This window comes from Streptomyces sp. YS-3 (genome assembly GCF_045257485.1).
GTDB lineage: Bacteria > Actinomycetota > Actinomycetes > Streptomycetales > Streptomycetaceae > Streptomyces.
In genome coordinates, this window is sequence record NZ_JBJHPC010000204.1 from 1 (window position 1) to 11,344 (window position 11,344).

An 11,344-nucleotide genomic window follows, 5' to 3' on the forward strand; every position below is an offset into this window, starting at 1 on the left:
ACCCCGCCCCCGCCGACATCCACGACGACTTCTGGTCAGCCCCCACCACGGGCGCCCAGAGCCCTCAGCAGGCCTCCCCGAACACCGGCCGGTAGTACGCCGCCGCGACCCGTACCTAACCGAGCTGTGCTGCGTGCCGGGGAGCCCGGCGAGGTACCTGCGACATCACTCCGGCCGTGCGCCGGAACCACGGCCCCTAGAACGAGGCCGCACGCTCTTGGACATCGACATCGGCGGCACCTCATAGCCATTGCACCGGTACAAGGCAATGGCTGCCGCGTTGTCCCCGAAAACGTTGAGATTGAGCGAGGTCATGCCCTCACGGGCAACGAGTTCCTCGGCGGCGGTGAGGATGGCGGATCCGTATCCGTGGCGCCGGAATGGGGCGAAGACGTTGATGTCGTACAGCCAGGCCGAGTCGGTGGTGGCCGTTGCCTGACGCGGGTCCGGGCCGATCCACGCGTTTCCCACGACCTCGCCCGATGCGTTCTCCGCCACCACGAGGTGGTGACCAGCCGTGTCACGTCCGTCCGGGAGAAACTGGGCCGTGCCCCGACGAGCCCGTTCTCGCGCCAGCTCTGTCGGCATGAACTTGCCCAGTTCACGGGCCGTCTCGGCCTCACGGTGCTCAGTCGCCGCTTCGTACTCCGACGGCGTCATTTTCCGCAGGGTCACCTTCCGCGCGTCCATGCCACCATCTTCAGCCGGCTGCCGGTGACAGCGACACCGAGTTTCCACGCACCACGGGTCGCAGTGTGGCCGGTACGCCACCACACGGCGTCCACTCCTGGACCGGGTCCAGGCGTACGGCGAGGTCATGCTCTGTCCGGGAGCGGCGGTCAGAGCACGGCGTGGCCGTACGCCGTCACCAGGCCGTCGAGGTCTGGGTCACCGAACCTGGCTCGCAGTTCCTCGAAAGCCCTGGTCTTGTCGGGGCCGAAGCGGGCGACGTAGGCCGCATAGCTGTCCGGGGTGAGGAACCTCGGTGGCGTGGTCTTGCTGTGGAACTTGTCCGCGTACATCACCAACCGCTCCTCCGCGGTCTCCGCCAGGTAGTCGGCGGGCGGCAGCGGCAGTCGCTGGCGCTCGATGTCGTCCTTGGTCAGGCCCACACCGGTATGGCAGGAGCAGAACCGGCATACGTACTCGGGGAGCCCTTCCTCGGCCAGGAGATCGTGGCCGAGGATGCCGTGGCGCAGGTAGTTGGCGTGATCGAGGCGACCCGTACTGTCGTAGAGGCGGTAGACGCCGATGTCGTGCAGCAGACAGCCCGCCCGTACCAGCTCGCGGTCCAGTTCCGCCCCGCAGCGGTCCAGCAGCCCTTCGGCGACCTGCCACACGATCTCGCAGTGGGTCCAGACCAGCTCGTACGCCGCCCGGGAAGGGGCGTGCTTCTCGTGGAGCTCGCGGCACTCGTCCACCGACAAAATGGTCATCGGCGGAGCTTAGCAATGCCGCGAGGGCCGCATCGGAGGCGAGCGGCGCCCCAACCCAAACCGATGGCCCCGCCCGCCCCCGGGGGTCAACACCCGCTCCGCTCACTCCTCCCGCAAGCTCGTGACGAGATCGCGAGGCAGACCGTGTGTGTCGTGGAGGTACTGGAAGTCCTCTTCCCTCAGCGGGCCTTGGAAGCGGGAGTGGGCCAGTACCTGTCGGCCGCGTACCAGGAGTCGGCTGAACCGGCGTTCCTCTTCGAGGAGCAGTCGGCGTACGTCGCCGGGACGCACCTCCTGGCGGAAGCGGTCCAGGGTGTGGGTGACCAGTTCCTCCGGCAGGTCTCCCAGACTGCGCGACGGATCGTCCCGCCAGAGGAGGGTGAGTACGCGTCGCAGCAGGCGGCGGAGTACGTAACCGCGTCCGGTGGCGGCGGGGCGCACGCCGTCGCCGAGTACGACGACGGCTGAGCGCAGGTGGTCGTAGACCAGGCGCAGCGACGGTTCGTCGAGCGGCCACAGGGACGGCACGACACGGCGCCAGGGGTCGAAGACATCGCACTCGAACACGGAGGACTTGCCCTGGAGCAACGAGGCCAGCCGCTCCAGGCCGAGTCCGGTGTCGACGTTTCGCTGGGGAAGCGGGGTGAGGGAGCCGTCCTCCAGGCGACGGTGGCGCATCATCACGTGGTTCCAGACCTCCACCCAGCGCTCGTCGCGCGTCGGCGTCGACCGGGGCGGGCCATCGCCGCTCCACAGGAAGATCTCCGAGTCGGGGCCGCACGGGCCGACGGGGCCGTTGGACCACCAGTTGTCGTCCGTGGTCAGCTCGACGGGGACGCCGTGCTCCTGCCACACCTCAAGCGAAGCGGTGTCCTGCCCCGTCTGGTCGTCACCGCCGAAGACGGTGGCGTACAGCAAGCCGGGATCGATGCCCAGTCCCTCGGTGAGCAGGCCGTACCCCCAGTCGAGGCTCAGTGGGCCCTCGTAGTCGCCCAGCGACCAGGTGCCGAGCATCTCGAAGACGGTCAGGTGGGTGGCGTCGCCGACCTCGTCGAGGTCCGTGGTGCGCAGGCAGCGCTGCACGTTGACCAGCCGCCGGCCGAGCGGATGGGGGCGCCCCTCCAGGTGCGGGGTGAGCGGATGCATGCCGGAAGTGGTGAACAGCACCGGGTCGCCGGGGGGTGGCAGCAGTGTCGAGCCGCTGATCCGGCGGTGGTCACGCTCCTCGAAGTACTCGACGAACGTACGGACAATCGTCTCCGTGTCCATGGGGTGGCTCCTTTACTTCTTCGCTTCTTCGCGTCACAGCGGGGAAGGCACCGGAGACGGGACCGCGCTGGTCAACGCACCGCGACAAGAAGCCGAGAACGCCACGGAACCACCGACGGGCCGTTTCCGGTCGCCGGTGGGAATGGGGAAGGTCAGACGGCGGCAACCGGCGAGCTGGTCGCTCGCGCGGTCGCGGTGGTGGTTCGGCCGGTGACGTTCATACGGGTGACGGTAGCGTGTCCGGTTCTTCGGGTGCACACGAATTTCTTCCGCCGGGACGCCCTGGCTTCGCGCGGGTGCCGCCCGGCGGACGGCTGGAAGTCTGAGGGGACTCAAGGCAGGAGGCGGCGTCTCATCCGCCTTTGATACTCAGGAATTTCCGCAGGAACGGTCAGTCATACCTGTTTCCGAGGCCAAGGCGCCGTAAATCGCACCACCGTTCGGCCTAGGGTTGTTCGAACCCATAACAGAGGGTAGTGCTTTCGTCGTAGATACGGCAGGGCGGCTCCCCAACCAGCCGTCCATCTGCCACGCTGGCAGCAGTTCCTCAAGGCACCGAGGGGGGTTGCCATGCCGCTGTGGGAGACGGCCCTGTGGGGTTGCTTGGGAGCATTGCTACTCGAAGCCTACGAAGTGAAGACCGTGATCTCGCGCGCGCATAGACTCCCATGGCGGGAGTTGGGGGGATTCTACGTACTGGCCGTAACACTCCGATGCGTCAACTCGGCGCTTATCAGCCTCATAATGTCCTGGTCGATCCAAGGAACGTCGGCGGTACTCTCGGTTTTCATTGGCGCCATGACTCCCCTCCTCCTGGCTCGACTGGCGCAGGGCAGTGGGCGCACGCCGCATCTTTCGGAGCATCCGCGGTCAGATTCCGTTGATTCAGAAATGAGCAGGGAATCCCACATCAATGGGACCTCCTCATGGGCCAGATCATTTCGATACGCCCTCCAAGGAGCGCGCGCCCTCCTGATCGTGACCGGAATCACCGTTGCGGTGTCACCCCCAACCCAGGCCGTAGACCTGTCGCCGGGAACTCAAGTCGTATCGACTTTCGTTGTCCCTGAGAACAAGTTGACGATCAAGCATGGCCAACAGGAAATCAAGGTGTCGCGACGAACACGTCTCGTGGCGGGCGAAACCAACAGCTACCCAGCCGGGACCATGGCGCCCGCCCCTAAGCCGTCCGCCTCCAAGGCCACCAGAGACTCGTCCACGGATGAGCATCGGGAGCATCGGGGAGGTATCGCCCTCCTCTTTGACTTCACCGCAGGCCTGGCGCGCATCTTCGATCCGCTCGGCTCACTCCCTCCCCCGTCGGCAGCGGCTGCACCGAGCTTTATTCAGTCCGTGCTGGGCAAAGGATACGAACTGGCCACAATTCACGGCTACCAGGACGACGTGCATACATCTCCACCAACATCGACCGGGAGCGACGGTGCCGGATCAAGCAGCTAGGCCGTCCGGGCAACCACCCGAGCAGAGAGCAGCCAAGAAGATTGCGGCCCAGACCCCCTCCCCAAACGGCTCTGGGGGCACCGGCACACTTTCCAGGGAGTGGCAAGGCCTTGTCTGGCTGTCGCGGGAAAACCCCGGCGTCTACCAGGAATTCATGAAGCAGAAGATCAAGGATCAGAAGCATATGCGCTGCGTGGCCTGGGGTCCGACCATCGCGCAAACGATTGGCAGTATATCCGGCCTACTGGCCCTGGCCATTCTCGTGATGCTGGCCTGGCACATGAGCGACCGAAACCAAGGTCCTGAAGCGGCCACTATTGTGACTACCGGGGCCGTGTCGATTGTGGCCGTGTTCGTGACCGGGAAAGTGGCCCAAGCCAAGGGAGCCGGCAGCAGGGGCGGCGGTCGGCCCACCAAAAAGGCCGCAGCCCCGCCACCCGAGCGATCGCCATAATTGTTGGGTTCGCCCCTTGTCACCGGATGGGAGCGGCTCCTCCAGAGCCTCAATCATGCTGCCAGGGTTTGAGTTCTGGGGCGGTCACACGCACCGTAGCCGGGGGTGTGGCGTGGCAGCTCGGGCGGTCAACACAGCCCGTACGTGCGGCATATACGACAAGGGCCCGGGCCTCCGTTACGGAGGTCCGGGCCCTTGTCCATCGAGCGCTGGGCAGGCCTTGCACCTGCATCTCCCCACAGGAAGTGGGGCGCCTTTCCTTGGACCACCAACGCCGGTCCTGCCGCCGCTCATCGCGACCGCAAGCTCAAGATCCACTATAGCGGAACGGTGGCGCCTGGTGAAACACACGATCTGAGCATGTCTACGCCGCCGCAGGTAGTTGCACCGTGACGCGGAGGCCGCCCCCGGGGCGTGGGGTGAGGGTGAGGGTTCCTTCGTGGGCTTCGGTGATCGTCTTGACGATGGCCAGGCCGAGGCCGTTGCCCGCGTGGTCGGTGTGTACGCGTTCGGTGCCCCGCTGGAACGGTTCCGTCAGTGTCGCTGCCAGTTCCTCCGTGACCTGTTCGCCCGTGTTCTCCACGGTGAGCGCCACGCTGCCGGGGCGCGCGGTGGTCGTGACCCACACCGCCCCGCCTTCGGACAGGTTGTGGACGATCGCGTTGTGCACCAGGTTTGTGGTCAGTTGCAGCAGGAGCGCGGGCGAGCCGGTCGTCGGGGTGGTGTCGCCGGTGGTTTCGAGGGTGACGCCTCGCCGCTCCGCCAGGGGGAGCAGGGTTTCCGTCGCTTCCTCCGCCAGGAGGGAGAGGTCCACCGGCTCCTGGGTGAAGGACCGTTGGTCGGCGCGGCTGAGCAGGAGCAGTGCCTCGGTGAGGTCGATCGCCCGGGCGTTGACCGTGTGGAGGCGTTCGATGAGCGCGCCGGTGTCACGGGGTGGATCCGTGCGGGCCACGTCCAGGAGTGCCTTGGAGATCGCCAGCGGGGTGCGCAGTTCGTGGGAGGCGTTGGCCGCGAATCTCTGCTGGGCGGCGACGTGTGCTTCGAGCCGTTCGAGCATCGCGTCGAAGGCGTCGGCCAGTTCGCGGAACTCGTCCTCGCGGCCCGAGAGGCGGATCCGGTGCGAGAGTGATCCGTGGGTGGCCACGCGTGTGGCCTCCGTGATGCGGGTCAGCGGGGCGAGCATGCGGCCCGCGAGGAGCCAGCCTCCCAGGAGACCGAAGACCAGCAGGAACGCCAGTACCGCGGCTGCCCTCGGCGCGAAGACCTCCAGGAGCGCGGACCGGATGGGGAAGACACCGTTGGTGGGCCTGTCGTCGGGGTTGATGAGCATCGCCCGGTTGGGGACGTATCTCAGGAGGAACACCCATACCGCCGCCAGCAGCATGACACCGGCCAGCATCAGGAATCCGGCATAGCTGAGGGTGAGTTTGAGGCGGACGCTCATGCCGGGTGCCCTATCCACGCCCGGCTCCATCGGCGTTCCCGGTTCCGGCGGTATCCCCGGCCCCCTCGGCGTTCCCGGCTCCCGTGTCGCCCGCATCGACCGCGTCGCCCTTGTCTCTCCTGGGGCCCTCGTGTCCCGCCTCCGGCTCCGTCGCGATGCGGTAGCCGGTGCCCGGCACGGTCGCGATCATCCCGGGTTCGCCCAGCCGCTTGCGCAGGGCCGAGACCGTGATCCGTACGGCGTTGGTGAACGGGTCGGCGTTCGCGTCCCAAGCCCGTTCCAGCAGTTCTTCGGCGCTAACGACACCTCCTTCGGCCGCCACCAGGATGTCGAGCACGGCGAACTGCTTCCTGGTCAGCGCGATGAAACGGCCGTCCCGGTAGACCTCCCGGCGGAACGGGTCCACCCGTAGCCCCGCGATCTCCCGTACGGGCGGTCTGTTGTGGGCGCGCCTGCGGTCCAGTGCTCTGAGTCTGAGGACGAGTTCTCGCAGTGCGAACGGTTTCGTGAGGTAGTCGTCGGCGCCGAGTTCGAAGCCGGACGCCTTGTCGTCGAGGCGGTCGGCCGCGGTGAGCATGAGGATCGGCATGCCGCTGCCGGAGGCGACGATACGTCTGGCGATGTCGTCGCCGGACGGGCCCGGGATGTCGCGGTCGAGGACGGCGATGTCGTACGCGTTGACGCTCAGCAGTTCCAGAGCGGTGTCGCCGTCACCCGCGATGTCGGCCGCGATCGCCTCCAGCCGCAGGCCATCGCGGACCGCCTCCGCCAGGAAGGGTTCGTCCTCGACGATCAGCACGCGCATGAGGGGATGCTACGAGGCGGTGCCTATCGTCCACGTATCGAAATCCGCATACGTCCCCGCAACACGGAATCGCCTTGAGTACCGGCACCGGCCGCACACCGTTCCCGTTCCAGGACCCGACGAGACCGCGATGACCGGCACCGAGCGAGGAGAAGCGATGACGCAGGTGGACACGGCGCAGGCCGGGCAGGCCGGGCAGGGCGGCGCCGACGGCCAGGATGCGGGCGTCGGTGGGTGGCGCGCGGGCGTCCGCCGGGCGATGCTCGTCGTTTGCGGGCCCGGCCCCTGGAAGCGCGGCCCGGTCCTCGCCGCGCTCGCCCTGCTCCTCGGCCTGCTCCTGCTGCTGCACGCGGACATCACCGACCGCGCGGGTCTGGGCAGCCTGGTGGAAACGTTCCTGCCCTGGTTCGGTCTGCTCATCCCGGTGCTCCTCGTCGCGGGCCTGTGGCGCCGGTCCGCCTCCGCGGTGGTCGCGCTGCTGCTACCGGTCGCGGTGTGGCTGAACCTCTTCGGCGGGGTACTCGGCGACAAGTCCCGGCCGGGCAGCGACCTCACCCTGGTCAGCCACAACGTCGACGCCGGCAACCCCGACCCGGCCGGCACCGCCCGGGACCTGGCCGCCTGCGGGGCGGACGTACTCGCTCTGGAGGAGATCACCCCGCAGGCAAAGCCGCTGTACGAGAAGGAGCTGGCGACGACGTATCCGTACCACACCGTGCTGGGCACGGTCGGGCTGTGGAGCCGGCTGCCGCTGTCCGACACCCGGCCGGTCGACGTCGCGATGGACTACGGGCCGCTGGCGGCCACCAAGCCGGCCGCCGTCAAGCTGGCCTACAACCGGGCGCTGCGCACCACCGTGACCACGGGCCACGGTCCGCTGGCGGTGTACGTGGCACACCTGGGGTCCGTACGCGTGCTTCCCAGCGGCTTCTGGACGGGCAGCCGGGACCGCGGCGCGAAGGCACTCGCCGGGGCCCTCGCCGCCGAGCGGAACGAGCGCGTGGTGCTGCTCGGCGACCTGAACGGCACCACCGACGACCGCGCGTTCGACGGTGTCACCGGGCGGCTGCGCTCGGCCCAGGACGCGGCCGGGAAGGGCTTCGGCTTCAGCTGGCCGGCGAAGTTCCCGATGGTGCGGATCGACCAGATCCTCGTACGCGGTGTGGAACCGCGGAGCGCGTGGGTGCTGCCCGCCACCGGCAGCGACCACCGGCCGGTGGCGGCGGGGGTGAGGTGGTGAACCCCCGGAGCCGGGACAGCCCCCACGCCCGTACGGGGGCCAGCCCCCGGCCCGACCGGCCTGTTGCCTGGATGGTCCGGGCCGGGCCCGTACGACGAAGCTGAGCGCAGATGATCCACCGAGCAGAAGGAAGAACCCTCTGTGTTCAGCTTCAAGCCGCCGCGCCGCCGTACCGTCCGCACCGCCGCCGTCGGCGCTCTCGCCGTCGCGGCCTGCGCCACCGTCCTGGCCGGCAGTGCCGGAGCCATCGTGGGCGGTACGGACTCCACCGAGCGGTACCCGTTCATGGCGTCCATCCCCGAGTCGGCCCCGTCGCAGGGGCTCTACGACGGCAACTGCGGGGCGTCGCTCATCGACCGGCAGTGGGTGCTGACGGCGGCCCACTGCCTCCGGGGGGAGGGCCTGGAGCTGGAAGGCATCGTGCGTATCGGCAGTGACCACCGCAAGTCCGGCGGGACCGTACGCAAGATCGACCGTTTCTTCGTCCACCCGGGCTATGTGAACGGCGACAACAAGGCCGCCAACAAGGACGACATCGCGCTGATACGGCTGGACCGCCCGGTCTCCCAGAAGCCCATCAGGATCGCCGAACAGGCCGGGCGGCCCGGCACACCGACCCGGTTGCTGGGCTTCGGCACCACCGCCGACAACGCCTTCGCGTTCCCCGAGCGGTTGCAGGAGCTGAACACCCGTCGGGGCGCCGAGTCCGAGTGCGCGCCGGGGTACGCGGACCACACCCGGCTGTGCACCATCACCACCGTGCCCAAGGCGATGGCGTGCTTCGGGGACTCCGGCGGACCGCAGATCCGCAGGGGCCGGGACGGCCGCTGGGAGCTGATCGGCGTCACCTCCGGGCCCGGCGCCCCGAACGTGCCGTGCTCCGAGGGCCCCGGCCTCTACACCAGCGCGCCCGCGTACGCGGGCTGGATCAAGAAGACCATGAAGACCACGAAGGCCGTGAAGGCCAACGGTGCCGCCGCGTCCGTCGGGACCGCGACAGCGACAGCGACAGCGACCGCGGCCACGGAGTAGGGACTCCGAACCCCCTGCCTCTCAGGGCCGGTCCGGTACCGCCACCGAGTGGAGTGTCGCGTCCGGGGCGAGGGTCGTGAGTAGGGGGCGGCCGTCCGTGCCCCGTGCGAGCGCCGGGCCGGTGGCCGTCCGGCCCGGCAGCGTCGACCAGCGGGGCTTCGCCGGGCCGCCGAGCCGTGCCCAGCTGACGGTGCCCGCGTTGTCGCGGCCCGCCAGAAGCACTCCGCTCTCCGCTCCGGTGTCCGTCCCGCCGCCCACTGCGAGCAGTGCGAACGCCCCGTATCCCCGGCCGGGCAGGCCGGGAGGCCGGGCCCGCCAGGTGCCGTCCGTGCCGAGCCGGTACAGCAGCGGGCGGGCGGTGACCGGTTCGCGGAGTACGAGCAGGATGGAGCCGTCCGGGTGGGCCAGCGCGGTCGGCGGGTCCGCCGACGCCGGGAGGCCGGTGGGGAGTTCGGTGAGGGCGTCGCCGGGGGTTTGCTGGGTCCAGTGGTGGACCGTGTCGCGGCCCGTGGCGAAGACGTGGACGCGGCCCCCGGTGTCGGTCACCGCTGCCACGCCGTCCTGGAGAGGCGGTACGGGTGCTGTCGTGCCCAGCGGGGTCCAGGGGCTCCAGCTCCCGCCGGGGCGCCGTACGCGGGTGGCGAGGCCGCGCTCCCAGTTCCGGGCGAAGAGGTGCAGGGTGCCGTCGGCGGCCCGGGCCACGGCCGGGGTGCCGACGCGGCGGCCCCGTTCGGGGTCGCGGTCGGGGGTGCCCAGGGAGGTCCACGCGCCGAACGCGGCGCCGGGGCGGGTCTGGCGGGTGTACGCGAGGTCGCGCCGGTTGTCGCGGGGGTGCGGCCCGAGCCCCGTGAGCCGTGGCGCGAACAGGTGCCAGCAGCCCTGCGGGTCGAGCAGCGCGGTGAGTCCGGGCAGTATCCCGTCCCCGCCGACCGGTGTGGGCGCACCCCATGTTCCGCTGCCGCGTGTGGTCTCCTGCCACATCACCGCTTGCCCGGAGAGCACCCCGAACGCATGGAGCCGCCCGGTCGTGTCCGCTCCGACCCGGGGCGCGGCGAACGGCTGGCGCGGGCTGGTGCGCTGCACCCAGCCGGTGCCCAGGGAGTTGTCGTGGCCCACGTCGTAGTCGCCGCATCCGGCCGTGAAGCCGCACGAGCCCGGGGAGCCCCCGTACACGTTGAGGATGTCCGCCTTGCGGCGCACCAGTTGCTTCGGCAGGTTCTGCGGCCAGCGCTCGTTGTAGTACCCCCGGTACGGCACGACCGCCCAGGGCGGCGCGGACCGGCCTCGGCGGTGGCGTTCCAGCGCGGCGAAGGTGAACAGCGCGGTGGCGGTGTGGTCGGGGTGGTCGGAGTAGCCGGGCTGGTCGTGGTGGAGGCGGTTCGCCTTGTCGCGGCGGCCGGCCGCGCCACGGGCATCGGCCGTGCCACCGCGGTCGCTGCCGTCGCCGCCGCCGGGCGGGTCGTGGGGCTGCCGGTCCGGATCGGGGTCCATGGTCCGTACGAGGGTCGGCGCGTACCGGTCGAGCAGATGGACCAGGGCGTCGATGAGCCCGGCGCGGGTCACGGCGTACGGGCGGGCCACGGGTGAGCCGGTGCTGACGCGGGTCCGGGTGACGGCCGAGGGGTCGGCCCACAGCCGGGGCAGCACCCAGTCCGGGCCGTACTGCTGTATGCCGAGGAACACCAGCTGGACGTGGTCGTGGCCCTCCAGCGTGTCCAGCTCCGCCTCCAGGCCGCCGGGCAGGGCGAGCGGCCCGGTCCGCCAGGGCGCGTCGGCGCGGCCGGTGACCATGTACGCGTACGCCTGCCGCAGCCCCTGGCGCCGGGCCCCGGCGTAGCGCGGCTCGTCGGGCCGGGAGGCGGGCCCGCGGCCCGGGACCTTGTTGACGCCGTCCTTCTCGCCGCAGTTCAGATAGACGCTGACCAGCCGGTCGCCCGCGGTGAGCGACTGCTCCAGGTCCGGGTTCATGAAGTACAGGTCGTCGTCGGGGTGGGCGACGATCTGCAGGACGGTGGCGGCGCCGCGCGGGCCGCCCGTGGGGGAAGCGCCGCCGCCACGCCCGTCCGGGTCGGAGGCGTTCCGGCGGCCCGGCACACACCCCGCCGCGGCGACGGCGACGGTCCCGGCCAGCACGCTCCGGCGCGCCGGCCCCCGGCTGGGCTGCGGTATCACGGTCTCCCCCTGGCAAGACGAACATACGGGC

The 11,344-nt window shown here is 69.9% G+C and carries 10 protein-coding genes; 4 read left to right on the forward strand and 6 right to left on the reverse strand.

All coding sequences use genetic code 11. From position 1 onward, the window contains the following. Positions 1 to 165: 165 nt before the first annotated feature. The 3 genes from ACJA3G_RS18230 to ACJA3G_RS18240 form a co-directional block, all read right to left on the reverse strand. A complete protein-coding gene (locus tag ACJA3G_RS18230) occupies positions 166 to 690 on the reverse strand; it encodes a GNAT family N-acetyltransferase (RefSeq protein ID WP_406554061.1) in 525 nt (174 codons plus the stop codon). Between the two features lie 149 nt (positions 691 to 839). Then, positions 840 to 1,436, reverse strand: coding sequence for an HD domain-containing protein (locus tag ACJA3G_RS18235; protein ID WP_406554062.1), 597 nt, complete (start codon positions 1,434 to 1,436; stop codon positions 840 to 842). A 102-nt stretch (positions 1,437 to 1,538) separates the two neighbouring features. Continuing rightward, positions 1,539 to 2,705, reverse strand: coding sequence for an alanine--tRNA ligase-related protein (locus ACJA3G_RS18240; protein WP_406554063.1), 1,167 nt, complete (start codon positions 2,703 to 2,705; stop codon positions 1,539 to 1,541). Positions 2,706 to 3,683: 978 nt separating this feature from the next. On the opposite strand from ACJA3G_RS18240, the gene ACJA3G_RS18245 reads away from it, so the two are divergent. Next, positions 3,684 to 4,166, forward strand: a complete 483-nt coding sequence (locus ACJA3G_RS18245; protein WP_406554064.1) for a hypothetical protein — start codon at positions 3,684 to 3,686, stop codon at positions 4,164 to 4,166. Positions 4,167 to 4,320: 154 nt separating this feature from the next. Next, positions 4,321 to 4,620 carry a hypothetical protein gene (locus ACJA3G_RS18250; RefSeq protein ID WP_406554065.1) on the forward strand — a complete coding sequence of 100 codons (300 nt, stop codon included), beginning with the start codon at positions 4,321 to 4,323 and terminating at the stop codon, positions 4,618 to 4,620. 364 nt (positions 4,621 to 4,984) lie between these two features. On the opposite strand, the gene ACJA3G_RS18255 is transcribed toward ACJA3G_RS18250, so the two are convergent. Beyond that, entirely contained in the window at positions 4,985 to 6,082 is a 1,098-nt protein-coding gene (locus ACJA3G_RS18255) for a sensor histidine kinase (protein ID WP_406554066.1), read from the reverse strand. Next, positions 6,075 to 6,869 carry a response regulator transcription factor gene (locus tag ACJA3G_RS18260; RefSeq protein WP_406554067.1) on the reverse strand — a complete coding sequence of 265 codons (795 nt, stop codon included), beginning with the start codon at positions 6,867 to 6,869 and terminating at the stop codon, positions 6,075 to 6,077. The genes ACJA3G_RS18255 and ACJA3G_RS18260 overlap by 8 nt, the downstream gene beginning before the upstream one ends. 259 nt (positions 6,870 to 7,128) lie before the next feature. On the opposite strand from ACJA3G_RS18260, the gene ACJA3G_RS18265 reads away from it, so the two are divergent. After that, on the forward strand, positions 7,129 to 8,109 hold the full coding sequence (locus ACJA3G_RS18265; RefSeq protein ID WP_406554070.1) for an endonuclease/exonuclease/phosphatase family protein: 981 nt from the start codon (positions 7,129 to 7,131) through the stop codon (positions 8,107 to 8,109). A gap of 141 nt (positions 8,110 to 8,250) precedes the next feature. Beyond that, entirely contained in the window at positions 8,251 to 9,141 is an 891-nt protein-coding gene (locus ACJA3G_RS18270) for a S1 family peptidase (protein ID WP_406554068.1), read from the forward strand. Between the two features lie 21 nt (positions 9,142 to 9,162). Here the strand turns inward: ACJA3G_RS18270 and ACJA3G_RS18275 are convergent. Further along, the coding region (locus ACJA3G_RS18275; RefSeq protein WP_406554069.1) for a PIG-L family deacetylase at positions 9,163 to 11,344 on the reverse strand (2,182 nt) is incomplete at its 5' end.

Coding starts and splice junctions, on each gene's coding strand:
- ACJA3G_RS18230 (WP_406554061.1), bottom strand. CDS start 690: ATGGACGCGCGGAAGGTGACCCTGCGGAAAATGACGCCGTCGGAGTAC.
- ACJA3G_RS18235 (WP_406554062.1), bottom strand. CDS start 1,436: ATGACCATTTTGTCGGTGGACGAGTGCCGCGAGCTCCACGAGAAGCAC.
- ACJA3G_RS18240 (WP_406554063.1), bottom strand. CDS start 2,705: ATGGACACGGAGACGATTGTCCGTACGTTCGTCGAGTACTTCGAGGAG.
- ACJA3G_RS18250 (WP_406554065.1), top strand. CDS start 4,321: ATGAAGCAGAAGATCAAGGATCAGAAGCATATGCGCTGCGTGGCCTGG.
- ACJA3G_RS18260 (WP_406554067.1), bottom strand. CDS start 6,869: ATGCGCGTGCTGATCGTCGAGGACGAACCCTTCCTGGCGGAGGCGGTC.
- ACJA3G_RS18265 (WP_406554070.1), top strand. CDS start 7,129: ATGCTCGTCGTTTGCGGGCCCGGCCCCTGGAAGCGCGGCCCGGTCCTC.